The organism is Streptomyces monashensis (assembly GCF_001866665.1).
Taxonomy (GTDB): Bacteria; Actinomycetota; Actinomycetes; order Streptomycetales; family Streptomycetaceae; genus Streptomyces; species Streptomyces monashensis.
This window is the reverse complement of record NZ_MLYO01000040.1, coordinates 1-21,746: the sequence shown is the minus strand read 5'-3', so window position 1 is coordinate 21,746 and position 21,746 is coordinate 1. Positions and strand designations below refer to the sequence as shown.

Annotated in this window: 18 protein-coding genes and 1 pseudogene; 11 read left to right on the top strand and 8 right to left on the bottom strand. The window is 72.3% G+C overall.

What is annotated here, in order from left to right; all coding sequences use genetic code 11:
• Nucleotides 1–1,152, bottom strand: coding sequence for an erythromycin esterase family protein (locus BIV23_RS24215; protein ID WP_071383046.1), 1,152 nt, complete (start codon nucleotides 1,150–1,152; stop codon nucleotides 1–3).
• Nucleotides 1,153–1,276: 124 nt separating this feature from the next.
• Here BIV23_RS24215 and BIV23_RS24210 point away from each other — a divergent pair, with 124 nt between their 5' ends.
• Complete coding sequence (locus BIV23_RS24210; protein ID WP_071383045.1) at nucleotides 1,277–2,032, top strand: TioE family transcriptional regulator; 756 nt, start codon at nucleotides 1,277–1,279, stop codon at nucleotides 2,030–2,032.
• Here the strand turns inward: BIV23_RS24210 and BIV23_RS24205 are convergent.
• Nucleotides 2,004–2,672, bottom strand: coding sequence for a DUF4232 domain-containing protein (locus BIV23_RS24205; protein ID WP_071383044.1), 669 nt, complete (start codon nucleotides 2,670–2,672; stop codon nucleotides 2,004–2,006). The two genes, BIV23_RS24210 and BIV23_RS24205, sit on opposite strands and share 29 nt — an antisense overlap.
• A 185-nt stretch (nucleotides 2,673–2,857) precedes the next feature.
• Nucleotides 2,858–3,781 (bottom strand): SDR family oxidoreductase, encoded by a 924-nt coding sequence (locus BIV23_RS24200; RefSeq protein ID WP_071383043.1) that lies wholly within the window; start codon nucleotides 3,779–3,781, stop codon nucleotides 2,858–2,860.
• An 85-nt stretch (nucleotides 3,782–3,866) separates the two neighbouring features.
• Between BIV23_RS24200 and BIV23_RS24195 the strand changes: the two genes are divergently transcribed.
• On the top strand, nucleotides 3,867–4,433 hold the full coding sequence (locus BIV23_RS24195) for a TetR/AcrR family transcriptional regulator (protein WP_071383113.1): 567 nt from the start codon (nucleotides 3,867–3,869) through the stop codon (nucleotides 4,431–4,433).
• Nucleotides 4,434–4,685: 252 nt separating this feature from the next.
• Here BIV23_RS24195 and BIV23_RS24190 read toward each other — a convergent pair whose 3' ends face one another.
• Nucleotides 4,686–7,010: a glycosyl hydrolase family 95 catalytic domain-containing protein gene (locus BIV23_RS24190; protein ID WP_177240013.1), complete on the bottom strand. Its 2,325-nt coding sequence runs from the start codon at nucleotides 7,008–7,010 to the stop codon at nucleotides 4,686–4,688.
• A gap of 285 nt (nucleotides 7,011–7,295) precedes the next feature.
• On the opposite strand from BIV23_RS24190, the gene BIV23_RS24185 reads away from it, so the two are divergent.
• Nucleotides 7,296–8,954, top strand: a complete 1,659-nt coding sequence (locus tag BIV23_RS24185; protein ID WP_071383042.1) for a penicillin-binding transpeptidase domain-containing protein — start codon at nucleotides 7,296–7,298, stop codon at nucleotides 8,952–8,954.
• 25 nt (nucleotides 8,955–8,979) lie between these two features.
• On the opposite strand, the gene BIV23_RS24180 is transcribed toward BIV23_RS24185, so the two are convergent.
• Nucleotides 8,980–9,648 carry an O-methyltransferase gene (locus BIV23_RS24180; protein ID WP_071383041.1) on the bottom strand — a complete coding sequence of 223 codons (669 nt, stop codon included), beginning with the start codon at nucleotides 9,646–9,648 and terminating at the stop codon, nucleotides 8,980–8,982.
• 93 nt (nucleotides 9,649–9,741) lie between these two features.
• Between BIV23_RS24180 and BIV23_RS24175 the strand changes: the two genes are divergently transcribed.
• The 7 genes and pseudogenes from BIV23_RS24175 to BIV23_RS24145 all read left to right on the top strand — a co-directional run.
• Nucleotides 9,742–10,623, top strand: coding sequence for a winged helix-turn-helix transcriptional regulator (locus BIV23_RS24175; RefSeq protein ID WP_071383040.1), 882 nt, complete (start codon nucleotides 9,742–9,744; stop codon nucleotides 10,621–10,623).
• Between the two features lie 142 nt (nucleotides 10,624–10,765).
• Nucleotides 10,766–11,254 (top strand): aminoacyl-tRNA deacylase, encoded by a 489-nt coding sequence (locus BIV23_RS46635; protein ID WP_177240012.1) that lies wholly within the window; start codon nucleotides 10,766–10,768, stop codon nucleotides 11,252–11,254.
• Between the two features lie 294 nt (nucleotides 11,255–11,548).
• Nucleotides 11,549–12,997: an argininosuccinate synthase gene (gene argG, locus BIV23_RS24165; protein WP_071383039.1), complete on the top strand. Its 1,449-nt coding sequence runs from the start codon at nucleotides 11,549–11,551 to the stop codon at nucleotides 12,995–12,997.
• A gap of 398 nt (nucleotides 12,998–13,395) precedes the next feature.
• Nucleotides 13,396–14,163 carry an SAM-dependent methyltransferase gene (locus tag BIV23_RS24160; RefSeq protein ID WP_071383038.1) on the top strand — a complete coding sequence of 256 codons (768 nt, stop codon included), beginning with the start codon at nucleotides 13,396–13,398 and terminating at the stop codon, nucleotides 14,161–14,163.
• Nucleotides 14,164–14,233: 70 nt separating this feature from the next.
• The gene (locus BIV23_RS24155; RefSeq protein ID WP_071383037.1) at nucleotides 14,234–15,190 is read left to right on the top strand and encodes a GlxA family transcriptional regulator; all 957 of its coding nucleotides are present in this window, start codon (nucleotides 14,234–14,236) and stop codon (nucleotides 15,188–15,190) included.
• A gap of 163 nt (nucleotides 15,191–15,353) precedes the next feature.
• Nucleotides 15,354–16,352 (top strand): type I glyceraldehyde-3-phosphate dehydrogenase, encoded by a 999-nt coding sequence (gap, locus tag BIV23_RS24150; protein WP_071383036.1) that lies wholly within the window; start codon nucleotides 15,354–15,356, stop codon nucleotides 16,350–16,352.
• Nucleotides 16,353–16,406: 54 nt separating this feature from the next.
• A pseudogene (locus BIV23_RS24145) lies at nucleotides 16,407–17,584 on the top strand (cation:dicarboxylate symporter family transporter); the annotation flags it as partial.
• 72 nt (nucleotides 17,585–17,656) lie between these two features.
• Here the strand turns inward: BIV23_RS24145 and BIV23_RS24140 are convergent.
• The 3 genes from BIV23_RS24140 to BIV23_RS24130 all read right to left on the bottom strand — a co-directional run bounded on the left by BIV23_RS24140 (nucleotide 17,657) and on the right by BIV23_RS24130 (nucleotide 20,972).
• Nucleotides 17,657–18,730: a fatty acid desaturase family protein gene (locus tag BIV23_RS24140; RefSeq protein ID WP_071383035.1), complete on the bottom strand. Its 1,074-nt coding sequence runs from the start codon at nucleotides 18,728–18,730 to the stop codon at nucleotides 17,657–17,659.
• A 332-nt stretch (nucleotides 18,731–19,062) separates the two neighbouring features.
• Nucleotides 19,063–19,722 (bottom strand): response regulator, encoded by a 660-nt coding sequence (locus BIV23_RS24135; RefSeq protein ID WP_071383034.1) that lies wholly within the window; start codon nucleotides 19,720–19,722, stop codon nucleotides 19,063–19,065.
• A complete protein-coding gene (locus BIV23_RS24130) occupies nucleotides 19,719–20,972 on the bottom strand; it encodes a sensor histidine kinase (protein ID WP_079173325.1) in 1,254 nt (417 codons plus the stop codon). Before BIV23_RS24130 ends, BIV23_RS24135 begins: the two co-directional genes overlap by 4 nt.
• A 227-nt stretch (nucleotides 20,973–21,199) precedes the next feature.
• Between BIV23_RS24130 and BIV23_RS24125 the strand changes: the two genes are divergently transcribed.
• Nucleotides 21,200–21,724: a MepB family protein gene (locus tag BIV23_RS24125; RefSeq protein WP_071383033.1), complete on the top strand. Its 525-nt coding sequence runs from the start codon at nucleotides 21,200–21,202 to the stop codon at nucleotides 21,722–21,724.
• Nucleotides 21,725–21,746 lie beyond the last annotated feature (22 nt).

Here is a 21,746-nt window from a genome sequence, read left to right as displayed (position 1 = left end):
TCACGGCTGTCCGGCGGCCGAGCCGTCACCGATGTGCAGGAGCGCGTCGGCCGCGTCGAGGGTCGCCCGGTCGAGAGGGAAGTAACCCTGCCGCGAGGCGGCGTCCGTGCGGGTGCGGGCGGAGGCGAGCGTGCCGGGTGCGGTCAGGCCCCAGTCGGGGAAGCGGGCCTGGAGGACGGCCTCGTAGGTGTCCGGCGCCGGATCGTCCAGGCCGAGGGCGTCGCTGCGGCCGAGGGTGCCCGCGACGAACAGGTACCGGTCGCCGAGCAGACGCGCCACGGTCGCGCCGGCGCCCCACCAGTCCGCGCCCAGGTCCCCCAGGTGCCAGCCGGCCCGGTTGCGCTGCAGATGGAGGTTGCTCGCGAAGACCAGGGTGGCGCCCCGCGCGGCCTCGATGTCCCGGATGTCCAGCAGGTTCTGGGCCATCAGGGCGTCCCGGGTGGCCAGCAGCGCGGTGAGGCGGGGGTTGGAGTCGACGGGTTGGAGCGCGGACTGCCGGTGGTAGCGCAGCAGACCGAGGCCGGCGGCCAGCTGGGTCCTGGCCCGCAGCCACCGCTCGCGCGAGGTGGCGTCGATCAGTTCGGGGGCGCGGGTATGGAGGGAGAGGAACATGTCGTCGGCGACGCGTCGCAGCTTCTCGGCCTCCGCCGTGGCCCCGGGCGACATGGCCGGGTCCAGGACCGCCTCCGCACGGCTCCAGCGTTCGTCGTCCCCGGCGAGGCCGGTGAGGTCGACGTCGAAGTCCAGGTAGACGCGGGCGAGTTCGAGGTAGGGGCGCGGGCTGGGCGCGCTGTAGTTCTCCGTCGGGGTGTCGAAGCCGTGGAAGACCAGTCGCTCCTCCGGCGGCCGGTTCCGGTTGTGGTCCCGCATCCAGGTGACCAGTCGCCTGTTCGGGGCCAACGCACCCCAACCGTGCGAGAAACCGTCGTGCATCACCGTGTCCAGGCTGCCGGCTCCCCCCTGGACGTAGTCGTTCACGGCGAGCGCGGCCACACGGTCGGTCTCGAGGGCGACGGACCGGAAGCCGCGCTCGACCAGCTGGGCGAACAGCTCGTTGCGCACCCGGCCGAAGGCGGGTTCCTGGTGGGTGGGCTCACCCAGCGCCAGCAGGTCGCACGACGGGGTGACGAAGTCTCGGATGTCCTGGGTCATGAGCCTCAAGCGTATCCTTGAAAGATCGGTTGATACTTCTGGAACGTATCGGCATAGTCTTTGCCACGATCTGCCATGCCCCACCCCGTGATCCATTCTCAGTCCCGTCGTGAAGTATCAACCGGTGAACACATTGCGACCTACCGATCTCGCCCGCGAGCACGGCATCTCGACCCAGGCGGTCCGCAACTACGAGCGCGACGGGTTCCTCCCTCCCGCGCAGCGCACGCCGAGCGGCTACCGCGTCTACACAGAGGTGCACGCCGCCGCGCTCCGCGCCTTCCTCGCGCTCGTCCAGGCGTACGGCCACGCGGCCGGCGGCCAGATCATGAACGCGCTCCACCGGGACGCGCTCGACGACGCCCTCGCGGTCATCGACCGTGGGCACAGCCGGTTGCTCCGTGACCGGGACACCCTCGACGCGGTGCGTACGGCCATGGACCAGCTGACGGCAGGCTCCGGCACCGCCGCGGCGCCCGCACCGGCGCACGGCACCCGGACCGTCGGCGAGCTCGCGCATCGCCTCGGGGTCACCCCGGCGACCGTGCGCAGCTGGGAGGAGGCCGGCATCCTCAAGCCCGCCCGTGACCCGGCCACCGGATACCGCGTGTTCGACGCCGCCGACATCCGCGACGCCGAGCTGGCGCACCTGCTCCGCCGTGGCGGCCATCTGCTGGACCACATCGCCACGGTGGTCCGGCAGATCCGGACCGCCGGCGGCACGGACGCGCTGGCCGCCTCCCTGGAGGAGTGGCAGCGCAGGCTCACCGCACAGGGTCTCGCCATGCTCCGCGCGGCCACGCGGCTCGACGCCTACGTCGGCCTGCTCGACCTCACCGCACCCCAGCCGTTCACCGGCCACCGCCCGGCGACCGACTGAGCCGCGCTCCACTCCAGTAACCGGTCTTCGCGGCGGCCTCGTCGACCGCGAGCCCGCATGCCGGGGCGGGCACGACGAAGCTGCCCTCGACGGGGCCGTCCGAGGCGAACAGGTTCACGTGGAACTGGCCGACCACCTTGGTGTCCTCGTGGGCACCGCCCAGCGCGACGCGCACGTTCGCGTACGCCGGATCGCCCGGCCGGAGGACGACCGGGGTGCCCGGGTTGCTCTTCGGGACCGCCGGGACGTCCTTGGCGGTGTGGATGTCGCCGAAGGCGATCAGCGGGTACTGGTACAGACGGCAGGCGTGGCCGGAGGTGTTCTTCGCGGTCAGCACGATGTGCGCGGTGGGGGTCTCGTCGGCCTTCGCCGCCGTGATCCGTACGTCGGCGGCGGCGCAGCCGGGAGCCTGAGCGGCGGCCTTGCCCGTGCCGGAGCCGGAGTTCCTGCCGTTCTCGGCGGCGGGCCGGGCGGCCGTCCCCCTGTCAGCCGAACCGGACGCGCCGGCGGCGTTGGTGCCGTCCGCGTGCGTCTCATGTCCCTGCAGGACCGTCCTGAACCGCGCCGGTGGCTCGACCTCCCACAGGGCGGCGGTCAACTGGTCCGCGCTCACGGCGGTGTTGGGCCGCAGGAGCAGCATGGCCAGCAGGCTGGAGCGCTTGGCCGATCACCGCTCTCGGTGATCACAGCCACCGATCCGAGCAGCCGGCACTCCATCTGCGTGCCTTCCCCGAGTCGCTTCCCTCAAGAGGCGAGGCTACGTGGGCCGGACGCGTTCTCGCGGCGGCGGACCCGGGGAAGGCCTGGTCAGCGGGGCGGGGACGGTCAGTCGGCGGTGGCCGGGGTGTGGAAGTAGTGGCCCTTGTCGAGGTCGTCCAGAAGGGTGGGGTGGGTCGGTTCCCAGCCCAGCAGCTCGCGGGTGAGGGTGCTGGACGCCGGGGCGTCGTGTCCGATGAAGCCGCTGAGCCAGCCGAAGTGCGCGGGCGCGTCCTCCGGGGCCACGGACGTCACCGGCACGTCGAGGTGGCGGCCGATCACCTCGGCGACGTCGCGGATGGCGACGCCCTCCTCGGCCGCACCGTGCAGGACCGAGCGGGCGGGCGCCTTCTCGACCGCGAGCCGGAACAGCCGGGCGGCGTCGAGGCGGTGGACGGCCGGCCAGCGGTTGGCGCCGTCGCCGACGTAGCCGGAGACGCCCTTCTCCCGGGCGAGGGAGACCAGGAACGCCATGAATCCGTTGTCCCCGTCGCCGTGGCAGGTCGGGGACAGCCGCACCACGGACGCGCGGATGCCGCGCGAGGCGAGGTCGAGCGTCGCCAGGGAGGTCGCCGCGCGGACCGACATCGGCGAACCGTCGAGCGTCGGCATGTCCTGCTCGGTCGCCGTCACGCCCGGCGTGAGGCCGGCCACGCCGGAGGCGAGGACGAAGGGGCGGTCGGTGCCGGCGAGGGCCTCGCCGAAGGTGTCGACGGCCCGACGGTCGGAATCGGCGGCGTCCTGGAAGCCGCCGGAGAAGGCGATGTCGTGCTTGAAGGCGAGGTGGATCACCCCGTCGGAGGCGGCGGCCGCCTCCCGCAGGACGTCGAGGTCGTCGACGGTGCCGCGGACGACCTCGGCCCCGGCCTCGACGAGGGCGGCGGCGGAGGCGTCGGAGCGGGCGAGTCCGACGACCTGGTGTCCGGCGTCGAGAAGTTCGGGAACGAGGGCGGATCCGATCCAGCCGGAGGCGCCGGTCACGAAGATGCGCATGGGAAGCCCCTAAGAGTCGATGTCAGTGACTGTCATCGACGGTACACCTGATGTCAGGCGCTGTCATCACGGTATGATGCGGGCCATGGGCAGATGGGAGCCGGACGCGCGCGGACGCCTCGCGAAGGCGGCACTGGAGCTGTACGGCGAGCGCGGGTACGAGCAGACCACCGTGGCGGAGATCGCCAAGCGGGCCGGGCTCACGGAGCGGACGTTCTTCCGGCACTACGCCGACAAGCGCGAGGTGTTGTTCGCGGGCGCCGTCGAACTGGAGAACCTGTTCGTGGCCGCCGTCACGGACGCCCCGGGGTCCGAGGCGCCGCTCGACGTGGTGGCGCGGGGGCTGTACGCCGCGGCCGAGATGTTCACCGACCGGCGCGAGTTCGCGTGCCGACGACAAGCGGTGATCATGGGGAACGCCGAACTCCGCGAGCGCGAGCTGATCAAGCTCGCCTCCCTGTCGGCCGCCCTCGCGGACACGTTGCGGCGCCGGGGCGTGGCCGAGTCGACCGCGAGCCTGGCCGCCGAGGCGGGCGTCGCCGTCTTCAAGATCGCCTTCGAGCGCTGGATCGCGGCGGGCGAGGAGCGCACCCTGGCGGAACTGACCCGGGAGTCGCTGGACGAGCTGAGGGCAGTCACGTCGGCCGGTTAGCCGGTCAACGTGCTCGACTGGGGGCCGCAGTCCTCGCCCGGCGCGCCGGAGCGATCACGCCATCAGGGCGATCACCAGGGCCTCGGACCAGTGGCACCGGCCGCGATGGGCGTCTCGGGCGTGGCGACGCCACTGTCGGCCACGCCCACGACGCTGAGCGTGTCGCTGTCGCGGAACCGGCCTCCACCGCCGCCTCGGCCGACGTGCTGGGGACCGCGCGCTGTGAAGACGCCTCCCTCCGACCGACATGGGCTACGGCAGCCCCCACGCCGCGCCCGGCTCGCTGACGGCGACGGGTGCGATGACGAGGTCGGGCCGGGTACCGGAGTGGACGAGCACCTCCCGGCCCTCGAGCAGGTCGATGGCGAGCGTGCCGTCGCCGAGGTCGCGGGTGCGCGCCGGGGTGCCGTCCTCCAGCACGGCGGTGACGGACCCGCTCAGGCCGTGCCGGAGCCTCAGGGGTTCGCCCGCCAGACTCCGGACCCGGATGAACCGGGTGACCCCGGCTGTGCGGACGGCGCTGACCAGGAAGGCGCCCTGCGTACGGAAGTTGTGCAGGGTCACGTCCGCCCAGGCGGACGGAACCGCCGGGAAGACGCGGACGGTGCCGCCCCAGCTCTGGCAGAACATGTCGTGCAGGGACTGCGAGGCGGACAGCGGCGTCTCGATGACCGGACCCGCCTCGGTGTAGTGCGTGTTGGCCCGGCAGGGGTAGCGACTGGCCGGGTCGAAGAACTTCCGCAGGTAGCTGATCGCGGTGTCTCCGTCGCCGGTCATCGCGTACATGGAGGCGGCACCGGTGTAGCTGTAGCCGCGGTGGGCGCCGGTCAGGGCATGCCAGCGCACCACGGACCTGGTGATCAGGTCACGGTTCTCGGGCTGGTCCCAGTTGACGAGGTGGAGCGGGTACACCATCAGCAGGTGTGAGTAGTGCCGGTGGGACTGGGCGTAGGGGGTGTCGGCGCCGATCATGAAGCCGTTGTCGTCGACCGGGTACGGCGTGAGCCGGGTCAGCACCTCCTGCCAGCGGGGGATCAACTCGTCCTTGATGGCGAGGAGTCGGGCGGAATCGATGAGTGTCTGACAGCCCCAGCGGATCAGGGCCAGGTCGTAGTTGGTGTCCTGCGGCGGCACGACGGGGTACTCGGGGGAGAGGGTGCTCGGCAGGTGCAGCCTGCCGTCGCCGCCCGGTGTGAGGAAGTGCAGGTAGTAGTTGATCGCCCGGCGCAGCACGGGGTAGATCGTGTCGCGCAGCAGGGACGTGTCCATGGAGTGCCGGTACGACAGCCACACGTTGTGCAGTGCCCAGGTGAGGTCGCCGGTCTCGGCGCCGGTGCCCGGCTGCCCCACCTCCCGGTCCGCGAACATGTCGGAGCTGCGGCCGATGCCGGAGCTGTCCGTGCGGTAGGCGGCGGGCACGTTGGCGGCGAGCTGTTCCTGGTTCTGCCGCAGCGTGGTGGCGAGCGAGTCGAGTTCCGGGTGGTTGAAGCCCTGGATGAGCCAGTACTCCAGCTGGACGTTGAGGTTCCACCACACCGCGGGCCAGGGGGTGGGCTCCAGCCAGGGGCCGGGGGTGGCCATCACGGGACCGCCCGCGCGGCTGGCGGAGGCGACCTTGTAGAGCTGGATCCAGTGGAAGCTCTGGAGCCGCTGGTCGGGGAACGACACGAAGCTCTTCCGGTAGAACGCGTGCCACCAGCCGGTGTGCCGGCGCCGGAGCGCTGCGTACGACGAGGCCCGCTCCAGGTTGCGCAGTGCGTCGGCCTCGGCGGCCGTGCCGGAGGGGAAGCTGTGCCCGACGCTGAGCAGGAGGTCGTCCCCGGCGCGCCGGTACGAGGTCGCGGTCTGGCCGCCGCCGGTCAGGGGCTGGAGGACCTGCTCGGTGCCGTCGGGGGCGGTGCGGGTGGTCCAGGCCGGATTGGCGGTGTAGCCGGAGGGCGGGGCCTCCTGGATCCTCCGGGGGCTGATGGCCTCCTCGGGGTGGAAGGTCCAGGCGACCCGCTCGCCGCCGGAGGCCGTGACCCGGGCGGCGAGGACCTCGCCGTGGACGAGGGCGGAGAGGGTGAGCGTTCCGGCGGACGTGGTCACGGCGCCGGTCAGCTCGGCGTCGTACAGACTCAGCCGCCAGTCGACGGCGGTGATGGTGCCGACCGGGTCGAGCGTCAGGTGCCCGACCGGCAGCCGGCACGTACCCCAGCCGCTGCCGAACTCGGGCCGGTGGTCCTGGACACGGCCGTGCTGCACGGTGAAGCGGATGCTGTTGGCGCCGGGCTCCAGGTAGACCATGCTGCCGAGCAGCCCGTCCCCGAGGAACGGGCCCTCATACCACAGCGTCGGCGGCCTGCTCCACACCAGGTCCTGGCCGCGCAGGAAGCGTTGCCACGAGCCGTCGGTGGTCATGGTGTCACGCAGTCGCCAGGGACGCCCGGCGCCCGTCGGGCGTGCCGGCCCATCCGGCGGAGCCGGCTCTCCGGCATGGGCGGTCGTGGGCAGCGCCGCCACCGCCGTACCGCCGAGTGCAGTGCCGAGCACGGATCTGCGGCGGACCGGCGCGTGTTTCTCCGGCTGTGGGGTCATCGGAGCTCTCCAACCTGACGGATCATCGAAACATCGGGCGTATCGCGGAAAGTAGGGATGCTGTGTGCACCTGTCAATGACTCCGGTGGAGTTTGGTCCGGTACACATCCGATGTCTGCGTCCGGTTGCACGGCGGGATCGGCGCCTGCCCGTCGCCCTGACCTGGCTTTTCCGCTGAACTCCCCTGCGAGTGAAGGTATTTGGGGCTACCGCAGCTTGACGGTCCGATAACGATCTATGGAGGACCGGTACGGAACTCCACGGAACGTACATACGATCCGTTACATGAACAGAGCTGTGAAGGTCGGCCTGGCCGGTACGTGCACCGCGCTGCTCGCTCTCGGGGGACTCGGTACCTACAACCTGCTCAACGGCCTGACCTCCGGTTCCGCGGGCGATGCCCAGCCCACGGCGGGGGACACGTTCGCCGCGTCGGAGCTGCCGGGCAAGCCGCCCTCGGGTGCCGAGGCGGTGAAGCTGACGCGGGCGTTCCTGGACAGCTGGTCCCGGCAGCACGTCGACGGCGCGGCGAGCGACACCGACGTACCGGACGCCGCCTCACAGGCCCTGCGTGACTACGCCGACGGCCTGCATCTGAAGAAGGTGTCGTTCGGCCACATCGTGGCCGCGGGGCCGTCGGCGGTGACGCCGGGGGCGACGAAGGTCACCTTCGACGTCAGCGCCCAGGTGGCGGGCGGCACCTGGAACTACTCCAGCGCCGTCGCGGTGCTGAAGAGCGCGACCGGTGTGCCGGCGGTGCACTGGAACAACTCGGTGCTCTACCCGGGGATGGGCGACGGCCAGTCGCTGATCGCGGGCAGGCTGCCGGCCGATCCGGACGCGGCGAAGGTGGTCGCGAGCGACGGCACGACGGATCTGTCCGCCTTCCCGTCCCTGCGGGACATCGCGACGACCATCGGCGAGAACGCCGCGCCCACCGGTGGCAGCGCCGGGACGGGGGTGGCCGTGGTCGACGGCGACGGCGGCGCCGTGGAGACGGTCCAGGTCTTCACGAAGGGACGGACCGCGGTGATCAGGGCGACCGTCGACGCCAGGCTCCAGGCGGCGGCCGAGAGCGCGGTGCAGGACGCCCACCTCCAGGGCAAGCCCGCCGGGACCGTGGCGCTGGACTGGCGCACCGGACACATCCTCGCCGTCGCGCACAGCGGAAACGACGGCGACATCGCCATCAACGGCATGAAGTCGCCCGGCTCCACCATGAAGATCATCACCGCGGCGGCCCTCTTCGACCGGGCGGGGCTCACGCCGGACAGCCCGGCCCCGTGCACGGACTCGCTGATGGCCAACAGCCAGCTGTTCCGCAACGACCCCGGCGTCCGGGCCGATCCCGGCGCCACGCTCGCCCAGGCGTTCACGGTGTCGTGCAACACCTCCTTCATCAAGGACGGCTTTCACGACCTGGTGCACGACGGGGACGCCTCCGCGCTGCACGACGAGGCCGTGGACGTGTTCGGCATGGGCGGCTGGTCCATCGGCGGCGGGGTCGCCACCACCGATCCGAGCATCCCGCCGGACGCGCAAGGCGGCGACCAGGCGGCCCAGTTCATCGGCCAGGGCAGGGTCACGGCCACCCCGCTGTTCATGGCGTCCGTTGCGGCGACCGTCCGCAACGCCGGCTTCGAGCAGCCGGTCATCCTCCCCGGCCAGCATCAGGAGAGCGCTCCCCGGCCCCTCTCGGCCGGCACGGCGGAGTATCTCCGCTCGATGATGCGCAGCGTGGCCACGACCGGAACGGCGGCTCCGCGCCTGGCCGGACTCGCGGGCGTCGGCGCCAAGACCGGCACCGCGGAGGAGGGGGACCACACCAACGGCTGGCTGACCGCGTATGACTCCCGCATCTCGGTCGCGGCGCTCGTCGAAGGAGGCGGCTCGGGGGTGGACTCCGCCGGATACGTCGTGCGCCGGCTGCTGACCGCCGGCTGACGGCCGGCCGCGGACCGGGCCGCGCTCACCCGGTCACGACGGCGAGGGTGAAGCCGTCGTACCCCTTGCTGCCGACCGTCTGGAGCGTGGTGGCGGTCAACGCGGGGTGTCCGGCGATGAGTTCGGTGAAGCGGCGCACCCCCTGGACGCGCGGGTCGTCGCTCGCCGCGTCGGTGACCGCGCCCTCGCGCACGACGTTGTCGCCGACGATCAGGCTGCCGGGCCGGGTGAGCTCGAGGGACCACTCCAGGTACGCGGGGTTGGAGGGCTTGTCGGCGTCGATGAAGACCAGGTCGAACGGGCCCGCCTCCTCGGCCGCGAGCAGGGGCAGCGAATCCAGCGCCTTGCCGACGCGGATGTCGACGACGTGGTCCAGCCCGGCGCGGGCGATGTTGGCCGCGGCGACGGCGGCGCAGTGCGGGTCGCTCTCCAGCGTGACCAGCCGGCCGTCCTCCGGCAGGGCCCGGGCCAGCCAGATCGTGCTGTAGCCGCCCAGGGTGCCGATCTCCAGGATGCTGCGCGCGCCCCTGATCCGGGCGAGCAGGTTCAGCAACTTCCCCTGGTTCGGGGCCACTTGGATCGGCGGGAGTCCGGCGGCGTCGCTGTCCCGGGCCGCCGCGAGCAGGGCGTCGTCCTCCTGTACGAGCAGACCGTTGAAGTAGTCGTCGACGGCGGTCCACGTCTGCTGAGACACAGTGGGTTCCCTTTCGATACTTACTAAGTTCCGAAAAGGAACCTACTATGGGGGTCCGACGGCCTGTCAACGGTCTTGCTGGGGAGAGCGACGATGAACGCACGGCGGGTGGCCGACGACGCCTGCGGTATCGCGCAGGCCGCGGCGGTGGTGGGCGACTGGTGGAGCCTGCTGGTCCTGCGCGAGATCGCCCGCGGCCATGTGCGCTTCGACCAACTGGCCGGCGAACTGGGTGTCTCCCGCAAGATCCTCACCGAGCGGCTGCGCACCCTGACCGAGCACCAGGTGCTGGAGCGGCGGCCCTACCAGGACCGGCCGCCCCGCCACGAGTACGTCCTGACCGAACAGGGCCGCGGCCTGGTGCCCGTCCTGGTGGCGCTCCAGGACTGGGCCGACCGCTGGCTCCTCGGCGACGGCACCCTCACCGGCGAGGCCCCCGGCGACGGCGCCGAGGCCCAGCGGGTCGCCTCACTCGTCGGCGAGGCCGTCCCCACGGGCCTCCGGCTGCCGGCGACCGACGGCCGGGTGCACGATCCCGTCGCAGCGGGGTCGCGGCCGACGGTGGTGTTCGCCTACCCGGCCGCCGGCATCCCCGGCATCCCGGCCGGCCTGGCCGGCCCCCCGATCCCCGGCAGCGCCGGCTGCACCCTGGAGAACCGGCAGTTCCGCGCCGCCTGGCCGCGGTTCGAGGCCGCCGGGATCGCCGTCCACGGGGTGAGCACGCAGACACCCGAGGAACAAGCCGCTTTCGCACGGGCCGAGGAACTGCCCTTCCCGCTGCTGTCCGACGCCCGGCTCCAGCTCACCGCGGCCCTGCGGCTGCCGACCTTCCGGGCCGGACAGGACCTGCGGATCAAACGGCTCGTCCTCGTCGTCGGGCCCGACCGCACCGTACGCCACACGCTCTTCCCGGTCACCGACATCCCGGCCGTGGTGACGCGGGCGCTCGACCTGGCTGTCGCGGCGGGCCGGTAGAGACGGTCGAGAGCCGACGGCCCGGGGGGCCCGCGCGGCGCTGCCGAGGCCCCGCCCCGGTCGGCCGGAGCCGTCGCGAGCGTGCGAAAGGCAGCCGTCGGCAGCGGCCGACCGCCTTGCCCGGCGCGGTACTCTCCGCGGGGTGAGCGAACCCGCATCGACCGGCCCGCTCGGCGCGCTCGGGGCGCCGTTCCCGCTGCGTGGGCACCCTGACGTGGTCGACGCCGTGGAGGTCTGCGCCGCGCTCGGCGTCCCGCTGGAGCGGACCGTGAAGACCCTGGCGTTCGTCACGCCCGACGACCGGCTGGTGCCGGCCGCCCTGCCGGGCCACGCCCGGCTGCGGTACGGCGCGCTGGCCCGAGCGGCCGGGATCCGCCGCACCGACCTCGCGCCGGCCGGGGGCGACCGGCTGGCCAGGGCCGGCATGCGGCCCGGCGGGGTGTGCCCGGTCTCCGGGGACCACGACGAGCTGGTGGTGTTCGACGAGACGGTCGGCGGTCCGGGCCGGGTGCACTGCGGCGGCGGCCGGCCCGACAGCAGCATCGAGATCGACGTGACCCGGCTCATGGCCGCGGTGCCGGCGGCCGCCACCGCGCAGATCGCCGACATCCCGGCGACCGGGCCGGTATGAGCCGGGCCCGGCCTGCGGCGAGTGCAGGGAGAGGGGCGACCGGCGAGTGTCCCCTCTGCCTGATCGGGTACGGCGGGACCGGCACGGATCCGGTCGCCCACCACACACCGGACGTCTTCGTCGTCCCGGGGCGGCTTCGCGTGGCGGCCATCGGCGAGGAGGAGACCGTCGGCACCGCTGAGGAGGAGGGAAGCGGGCGGAAGGCGAGTCCGAGGGCGGGGTCCGAGGGGCTTCGCGACACTCGTTCCCGCTCCGGACTATGCATGGCCATACGGAATAGTGCATACTCTTCCTATGTCCAAGGTCCTCACCTCCCTTCCGGTCGGCGAGCGCGTCGGCATCGCCTTCTCCGGCGGCCTCGACACGTCGGTCGCCGTCGCGTGGATGCGCGACAAGGGTGCCGTCCCGTGCACCTACACCGCCGACATCGGCCAGTACGACGAGCCCGACATCGCCTCGGTGCCGGGCCGTGCGACGACCTACGGTGCCGAGATCGCGCGCCTGGTCGACTGCCGCGCGGCCCTGGTCGAGGAGGGGCTGGCCGCGCTCGCGTGCGGCGCGTTCCACATCCGCTCCGGCGGGCGCGCGTACTTCAACACCACGCCCCTCGGCCGCGCCGTCACCGGCACCCTGCTGGTCCGGGCGATGCTCGAGGACGACGTACAGATCTGGGGCGACGGCTCCACCTTCAAGGGCAACGACATCGAGCGGTTCTACCGCTACGGTCTGCTCGCCAACCCGCACCTGCGGATCTACAAGCCCTGGCTGGACGCGGACTTCGTGACCGAGCTGGGCGGCCGCAAGGAGATGTCGGAGTGGCTGCTCGCGCACGGGCTGCCGTACCGCGACAGCACGGAGAAGGCGTACTCGACCGACGCCAACATCTGGGGCGCCACGCACGAGGCGAAGACCCTGGAGCACCTGGACACCGGCGTCGAGACCGTCGACCCGATCATGGGTGTGCGGTTCTGGGACCCCACGATCGAGATCCCCGCCGAGGACGTGACGATCGGCTTCGACCAGGGCCGGCCCGTGACGATCAACGGCAAGGAGTTCGCCTCGGCGGTCGAGCTCGTCATGGAGGCCAACGCCATCGGTGGACGGCACGGCCTCGGCATGTCAGACCAGATCGAGAACCGGATCATCGAGGCCAAGAGCCGCGGCATCTACGAGGCGCCTGGCATGGCGCTGCTGCACGCCGCCTACGAGCGCCTCGTCAACGCGATCCACAACGAGGACACCCTCGCCCAGTACCACGCCGAGGGCCGCAAGCTCGGCCGCCTCATGTACGAGGGCCGCTGGCTGGACCCGCAGGCGCTGATGATCCGCGAGGCGCTCCAGCGCTGGGTGGGCGCCGCGGTCACCGGTGAGGTGACGCTGCGGCTGCGGCGCGGTGAGGACTACTCGCTCCTGGACACCACGGGCCCGGCGTTCAGCTACCACCCGGACAAGCTGTCCATGGAGCGTACCGAGGACTCCGCGTTCGGTCCCTCGGACCGGATCGGCCAGCTCACCATGCGCAACCTCGACATCGCGGACTCCCGTGCACGCCTGGAGCAGTACGCGGGCCTCGGCATGGTCGGCACCGAGCACCCGGCGCTGATCGGCGCGGCGCAGGCGGCGTCGACCGGTCTGATCGGCGCGATGGCCCACGGCGGCGCCGAGGCGATCGCCTCGCGCGGCGAGGCCCCGGAGGAGGACGTACTGCTCGACCGCGCCGCGATGGAGTCCGGCACGGACTGACCAGGGTCAACGGTCGTACGTCTCCCGGAGTTCCAGGACAGCGGGCCCCGTCGGTTCACCACCGGCGGGGCCCGGTGCCGTGTCCGACCGGCCCCGGACGGCCGTCGCCGGTGGCCCGGAGCAGCCAGGTCCGTGATCTGCCACTTCTCTGAACAGCCTTGCTGACTCGGCACGTTGGAGGGATCCGGCCTGGTGGTCCGGCGGCGCGCGCCGTATGCCTCGACCACCTCGACCGTGCCTGGGCCGGCCCAGCTGAGCCGGGCGCGGCCGTACCGCCCCCGGGCGCCGGCTGTCCATCTGGTCGCGGCCCCGCGGGACCTGGCGGGGCCGGGATGACGACCGGCCGCGCTTCCGTCAGCGGGCACACCAACGGGTGATCTCCACCATCACGTTGCTGCATCGGTGGGGCCTGCCAGCGTGCTCCCGGGGCGAACCGTGACCTGATCTCCCGCCATGCTCACGCGGACCACCCGATCGCCGCGCCCCTCGGCGACACCTCGGTGCACCGGCTCCTCCAGCGCGCTCTCCATCGCGCGGACGCCCGCGCCCTCGACCTCGGCTGCGGCACCGGCGAGTGGCTGGTGCCCGCCCTGGCCGACTACCCCGGTGTCCGTGCGGACGGCGTGGACCTCTCCGCGGGCGCGCTGGTCCGGGCCGGTGAGCGCGCCACGGAACTCGGCGTGCGCGACCGCCTCACCCTGCACCGCAAGGACGCCGCCGTCTTCCGCGCCGCCGACACCTACGACCTCGTCCTCGGCGTCGGCGTCACGCATGCCTTCGGCGGACTGCTGCCCACCCTGGCGGCGGCGCGCACCCACCTGGCTCCCGGCGGCCAGGGCCTCGTCGGCGAGGGCATCTGGGAGTGCGAACCGAGCCAGGAGGCCGTCAAGATGCTCGGCGAGTTCGCCGACCTGCCCACCACCGTGGACCGGGTGGTCGCCGACGGCTGGACCCCTGTCCACGGGCATGTGAGCACCCGTCAGGAACTGGACGACTACGAGTGGTCCTGGACCGGATCACTGGCGTCCTGGGCCCTGGACCACCCGGACGACCCCGACGCCGAGGAAGCACTCGAAGCAGCCACCGTCCACCGCGAGGAGTGGCTGCGCGTCCACCGCGACGTCTTCGGCTTCGCCTGCCTCGTCCTGCGCCGTACGGCCGGCTGACCCCACCCCGCCCAGCCGCCCCGACGACCGGCGCCCGCGCCCCTCGCACCTCTCTCGTACCCTGGTCGCCGTGTCCGCCTCCCGTCTGCGTCGCGTCGCCGTCCTCGTGCTCGACGGTGCGAAGCCGCTCGATGTCGGCATCCCCGCGCAGGTGTTCACGACCCGGGCGAGCATGCCGTACGAGGTGCGGGTGTGCGGCGCGGCGCCCGGTCTGGTGACCGGCGGCGACGGGCTGTCGTACCACGTCGCGCACGGCCTCGACGCGCTCGCCTGGGCCGACATCGTCTTCCTCCCCGGCTACCGGCTCCCGGACCGCGAGGACCCACCGCCGGCCGTCATCGACGCGCTCCGCGCCGCCCACGCCCGGGGCGCGCGCCTCGCGGCCATCTCCACGGGCGCCTTCGCCCTCGCCGCCACCGGTCTCCTCGACGGTCGGCGCGCGACGACGCACTGGCACTACACACGGGCACTCGCGGCCAGGCATCCGCTGGTCCAGGTGGACGAGAACGTGCTGTTCGTCGACGAGGGCAGCGTCCTCACCTCGGCCGGCGCCGCCTCCGGCATCGACCTGTGCCTGCACATCCTCCGCGGCGACCTCGGCGTCGCCGCGTCCAACCACGCCGCCCGGCGTCTGGTCGCCGCCCCCTATCGCAGCGGCGGCCAGGCCCAGTACGTGCCGCGCAGCGTGCCCGAGCCGCTCGGCGAACGGTTCGCCGCGACCCGCGAATGGGCTCTGCACCGGCTCGGCGAACCCCTCAGCCTCGCCGTGCTCGCCCGGCACGCGGCCGTCTCCCCGCGCACCTTCTCCCGGCGCTTCGTGGAGGACACCGGCTACACGCCGATGCAGTGGGTCATGCGCGCCCGCATCGACCTGGCCCGCGAACTGCTCGAACGCTCCGAGCGCGGCATCGAGCAGATCGCCGTCGACGTCGGACTCGGCACCGGCGCCAATCTGCGCCTGCACTTCCAGCAGATCCTCGGCACCACCCCGAGCGAGTACCGGCGCACCTTCACCCGCGGCGAATGACCCGGCGGGGGCCGGGGTGAGAAGCACCGCGAGAGAGGTGTTGCGAGGTGTTGCGGGTGTGGCGCGATCCTTGCGAACCATGGCGCTCCGGACACTGCCACGGCCGGACGCCGCACGCGACGCTGGTGGTGGCCCGCAGTGACCAACCGGAGGGACACCACCCGTGACGCGCATCGCCATCAACGGATTCGGCCGCATCGGACGCAACGTGCTGCGCGCGCTGCTGGAACGCGACAGCTGTCTTGAGGTCGTCGCCGTCAACGACCTCACCGAACCCACCGCCCTGGCCCGGCTCCTCGCCTACGACAGCACGTCCGGTCGGCTCGGCCGCCCGGTGGCCGCAGACGGGGACGACCTCGTCGTGGACGGCCGCCGGATCCGGGTGCTCGCCGAGCGTGAACCGGCACGGCTGCCGTGGGCCGGCCTCGGAGTGGACCTCGTGCTGGAGTCGACCGGCCGCTTCACCTCGGCCAAGGCCGCACGCGCCCATCTCGACGCGGGCGCCCGGAAGGTCCTCGTCAGCGCGCCCTCGGACGGCGCCGACGTCACACTCGCCTACGGCGTCAACACCGACGCCTACGACCCGGCCCTGCACACCGTCGTCTCGAACGCCTCCTGCACCACCAACGCGCTCGCGCCCCTGGCCGCCGTCCTCGACGAACTCGCCGGTATCGAGCACGGGTTCATGACGACCGTGCACGCCTATACCCAGGAACAGAACCTCCAGGACGGTCCGCACCGCGACGCCCGCCGCGCCCGTGCCGCCGCCGTGAACATCGTGCCGACCACGACCGGCGCCGCCAAGGCGATCGGCCTCGTGCTGCCGGGCCTCGACGGCAGGCTGTCCGGCGACTCCATCAGGGTGCCGGTCCCCGTGGGCTCCCTCGTCGAACTCAACACCACCGTCCGCCGCGACGTCACCCGCGACGACGTCCTGACGGCCTACCGCACCGCGGCACAGGGCCCGCTGGCCGGCATCCTCGAGTACTCCGAGGACCCGCTCGTGTCCTCGGACATCACCGGCAACCCGGCCTCCTCGATCTTCGACTCGGCCCTCACCCGCGTCGACGGACGGCACGTCAAGGTGGTCGCCTGGTACGACAACGAGTGGGGCTTCTCGAACCGCGTGATCGACACCCTCGAACTCCTCGCCACCGCCTGACGCGCACTACGTCTCTTACGCACCTCGCTGTTCACCCAGGTGGCCTGTGCCCTGGTGCTCGGAGTCGTCGTCGGGGGCCTCCGGCCCGACGTGGGCACCGCCGTTCACCTGCTCGGCGACGGGTTCGTGCGGCTCATCAAGGCCGTCATCGCACCCCTGGTGTACTGCGTGGCGGTCACCGGCATCGCCAAGGCCGGCAACCTGCGGGCGTTGGGCCGCATCGGCGTCAAGGCGCTGCTCTGGTTCGAGGTGGCGACGACGTTCGCCCTGCTGATCGGCCTGGTCGCGGGCAACGTCGTCCGGCCCGGCGCGGGCAGGCACGTGGATCCCTCCCGGCTCGACGCCTCGGCCGTCGACGCGCAGACCGGCGGCGGATCCCTGCCGTCCACCGGCCAGTTCGTCCTGCACTCGCTGCCCGAGAGCGCGGTGGGGGCGTTCGCCGACAACTCCCTGCTCCAAGTCCTCGTCCTGGCCTGCCTGGTGGGCGCGGCCCTGCTGCACCTCGGGCACACCAAGGTGCCCGCGATCCTGCCGGCCGCCGAGCAGGTGCAGGAGGTCGTCTTCGCGATCGTCGGCTTCGTCATGCGGCTCGCGCCCCTCGCGGTCTTCGGTGCGACCGCCCACCTGGTCGGTCAGTACGGCCTGGGCGCCATGTCGACCTACGGCAAGCTGATCGCGGTCTGTTACGGCGTCGCCGTGCTGTTCCTCGCCCTGCTCGCGGGGGCGCTGAAGGCGTTCACCGGGCTGAGCCTGCGGAGGTTCGTCCGCTACACCCGCGAGGAACTGGTGCTCGCCCTGGGCACCGCCTCCAGCGAGACGGTCATGCCCCGCATGATGCAGAAACTGCGTCACGCCGGCTGCCGCGACGACGTCGTCGGCCTCGTCCTGCCCACCGGCTACTCCTTCAACCTCGACGGCACCTCGATCTACCTGTCCGTCGCCACGCTGTTCATGGCCCAGGCGGTGGGCGTCGACCTCTCCATCGGCCGGCGATTACCGTCGTGCTGATGCTCATGTTCACCAGCAAGGGCATGGCGGGCGTGCCGGGCTCGGCGTTCCTCGCCCTGTCGGCGACCGCCTCCGCGCTCGGGGTCGTCCCCGCCGGGGCCGTCGCCCTGCTGCTCGGTGTGGACCGCATCATGGACTCGATGCGCGTGACCACCAACCTCCTCGGGAACTGCGTGGCCGCGTTCGCCGTGGCCCGCTGGGAAGGCGCGCTGGACACCGCGCGCTGGACACCGCGCGTGCGGGCCGACTGACGTGCCGGTGTCCGGGCGGCCTCACCCATCCGATCCGGTGGATCGTCAGGACTCCTTCCGTCGCTGCCTGATGGGCTCTCCCACCCGGTGCAGGTGGGTGAGGGCCTCGCGGTAGGACCGGATGAGCCCGGTCTCGTGGTACGGCACCCCGATCTCGGCGCAGTACTCGCGCACGACGACCTGGGCACGGCGCAGATGCGGCGTGGGCATGCTGGGGAACAGGTGGTGCTCGATCTGGTAGTTGAGCCCGCCCAGCATCACGTCGGTGAGCCGTCCGCCGCGCACGTTGCGGGAGGTGAGCACCTGGCGGCGCAGGAAGTCCGGCCGGTCGTCACCGGTGAAGGTGGGCATGCCCTTGTGGTTCGGCGCGAAGGTGCAGCCGAGGTAGACACCGAACAGGCACTGGTGGACGGCGAGGAACGCCACCGCCTTGCCGGGGGAGAGCACCAGGAACAGCGCCGACACATAGGCCACGATGTGCAGGAAGAGCAGGACGCCTTCCAGCCCCCGCTTCTTCATCGACGGCGAACGCAGCGCCCGGACGCTGGAGACATGCAGATTGAACCCCTCCAGCGTCAGCAGCGGGAAGAACAGCAGCGCCTGGTGCCCGCCGATGAGCCGGGCCGGCCCCCGGCTGTTGCGCGCCTGCTCGGTGGACCACACCAGGATGTCGGGGGAGACATCGGGGTCGAGCTCCTCGTGGTTGGGGTTGGCGTGATGGCGGGTGTGCTTGTTCATCCACCAGCCGTAGCTCATGCCGATCCCGAGATTGCCGAAGAGCCGGCCCCAGATCTCACTCCTGCGGGCACTCCCGAAGACCTGCCGGTGCGCCAAGTCATGTGCGACCAGCGCCACTTGCCCGAACATCAATGCCAGGAACGCGGCCACCGCCAGCTGCCACCAGGTGTCGCCGAGCGCGAGGAAGGCGCCCCAGCCGGCCGCCAGCAGGGCGATCACCAGACCGAGCCGTGCCGTGTAGTAGCCCGGGCGCCGCTCCAGCAGACCCGCCTCGGTGACACGTCGGGACAGCCGGGCGAAGTCACTGCCGGAGCCGGAGCCGGAGCCGGAGCCGGACGTACGGGAGCGGGTGGCCGGGGCGGTGTCGGTGGGAATCGTCATGCAGACGAGTCTGGGAACAGAGCTGCGGCCGAAACAGCCTGCCAGTCACCTTTCCCCACCGGGGGCTTTCCCTACCGCGCCCAGGGTGTTCTCACCACCGCACGCCCCTGAACTGGGCGTTCGCCCGGAGTCAGGCCCGTGAACCCACCGGCCGCTGGCCACCTCTGTACCCGGCGCCCGCGCCGACCTACAGGTTGGGTACGGTCACCGCGGCCCGCGGGGTGAGCTGCTCGCCGAACACGGTCCGCCAGTAGCGCCGCGCTCGGTGGGTGACGGGTGCGGCGCAGCCGAGAGATGAACTCCTGCCGGGTGCCGCCGCGCGACCGTGGAGTTCAGTACGGTTCGACCAGCCCCGTCTCGTACGCGGTGATCACGAGCTGGACCCGGTCACGGGCGCCCAGTTTGGTGAGCAGGCGTGAGACGTGGGACTTGGTGGTGGCGACCGTGATGAAGAGGTCCTCCGCGATCTCGGTGTTCGAGCGACCGCGTCCGACGAGGGCCAGCACCTCGCGTTCCCGCTCGGTGATGCCCGCCAGACGCGGGACGCGCCGTTCCGGCGCGGTCAGGGGGCGGCCGACGAAGTCCGCGATCAGGCGGCGCGTCACGCCGGGCGCGATCAACGCGTCTCCGGCGGCGACGACGCGGATCGCGCCGAGGATGTCGTCCAGCGCCATGTCCTTGACGACGAAGCCGCCGGCTCCGGCCCGCAGCGCGCCGTACACATGGTCGTCCTCGTCGAACGTGGTCAGGACGAGGACCCGGGCCGCCGTCGGGCCGGCCGTGATCCGGCGGGTGGCCTCGATGCCGTCCGTCCCGGGCATCCTGATGTCCATCACCACGACGTCGGGGGCGAGTTCCTCGGTCAGTCGGACCGCCTCGTCACCGGTGGTGGCCTCGCCGACCACCTCCAGGTCGGGGTGATCGGCCATGAGGACACGCAGCCCGGAGCGCACCAGCGGCTGGTCGTCGGCGAGGACGACCCGGATGCTCATCGGGTCTCGGCTCCGGCCGCGACGGACTCCGGCAGCGGCAGCAGCGCCACCACCCGGAAGCCGCCCTCGGGACGCGGCCCCGCGCTGAGCCGGCCGTGCAACAGCCCCGCCCGCTCGCGCATGCCGATGATCCCGAAGCCGTGCCCGGGGCCGGGACCGGTGGCGCCCCGCCCGTCGTCGACGACCTCCACCGTCAGCTCCTCGTCCCCGTAGTCGACGGCCACCCGGCAGTCCCCGGTGCCCGCGTGGCGGACCACGTTGGTCAGCGCCTCCTGCACGATACGGTAGGCGGCCAGGTCGAGTTCGGCCGGCAACGGCCGCTGCTTCCCGCCGACGTGCACCTCGACCCGTACTCCCGCGTCCGCGGTGGCCGCTGCCAGCCGAGCGAGGTCCGCGAGCCCCGGCGCGGGCGCGAGCGAGTCCTCCCTCGTGCCCGCCGGCCCCTCCACGGCCGTCGTGTCCGGGTCCGCCCGGCGGAGCGCCACCAGGGTGCGGCGGAGGCCGGACAGGGTCTGCCTGCTCGTGTCCTCGATGGCCCGCAGCGCCTCGCGCGCCGCCCCGGGCTGTGTGTCGATGACCCGGCCGGCCACCCCGGCCTGGATGGTCACGATGCCGATGCTGTGCGCGACCATGTCGTGCAACTCCCGTGCGATCCGCAGCCGTTCGGCTGTGACGGCCTCAGCCACCTCCTGCGCGCGCAGCGCCACCGCATGCTCGCGGCGCTCGCGGAACAGCAGCCCGACCACGCAGGACGCGATCAGTGCGAGCAGGCCGATGACGCCGTTGAGGACCAGAAAGTCCCCGTGGGAGAAGACGCTGATCACGAGCAGCTGCACGGTGAACGCCGGCACCACGGCGGCCAGGGCGGCCCGCCGGGTCCGCGTGGCGACGATGCACCCCAGGGCGAGGTCGGCCGCCACGAACGACACGAACGGCGCCTGCCCCTGCAACGTCAGCGCGATGGCGGTGGGGCGGTGCGGGAGGACCACCACGGCGGTGGCCCCGACCAGCGTCAGCGCCAGAGCCGCCGCCGGCCTCCGCCGCACGACCCCGGCCAGCAGACTCGCCGCCAGCAGGCATCCGACGGCGTTCAGAACGCCCGAGGCACGCGGTGCGGCCGTCAGCAGGACCAGCACCAGGAAGAGGTACAGCACGCCGCACGCCCAGTCGGCGACCGCCGTTCTCCTCGTCACGGACAACTCCTTGCGGGGAACGGCGGCGCCGAGCGGGTCGGCCGGTGAGGTGAGCATGCCGTGAGACTAACGAGCCGTCACCCGCGCGGCATCGGCCCGGGGACGTACGCCCGTGGTATGCCCGTGGGTGGGTGCGGCAGTGCGCAACGCCGCCCGCGGCCTCCTGCCCGGTGGCCCACTGCGCGGGCCTTCGTGTGCGTGGCGCCGGCGGCAGCGCCCATACGCGCCTCGACGAGCGGCACTCACCCGACGGTGCGTGGCGGGCGTGCTGGCAGGATATGAGCATGGCGGCGCAACAGCCCTGGGCAGGGCTTCACGGTGATCTGCTGGCAGCGAAGACACGGGTGTACGACCCAGGCGGCTTTGCCTGCTCGCAGCCGGTGCCCGAACCGGAGAGCGCCGAGTACGCGGCTCACGGGTTCACGATCGACGGGTTGTCGGTCCGGTTCCGCGTGGCCAAGACCACCCCGACGAAGGCCGGCCAGTTCGTCACCGTGTGGCTGCGGTCGGCCGAAGGCCCGATCCGGCCGTTCGATACCGGTGACGGGGTCGACCTCTTCGTCGTCAGTAGCCGTGACAGCGGCGGTTTCGGGCAGTTCGTGTTCCCGCGAGAGGTGCTGTGCGAGCGCGGCATCGTGTCCAGGAACGGTACCGGCGGGAAGCGAGGGTTCCGCGTCTACCCGCCATGGGTGACCACGACCAGTCGTCAGGCAACCAGCACTCAGGCCTGGCAGGTGAACTACTTCCTGTGCCTCGGGGAGGGCCGGGCCGTCCAGATGGAGCGCGCCAAAGCCCTTTACCGCCCCTAGGCCGTGTTTTAGGAAGCGCGGG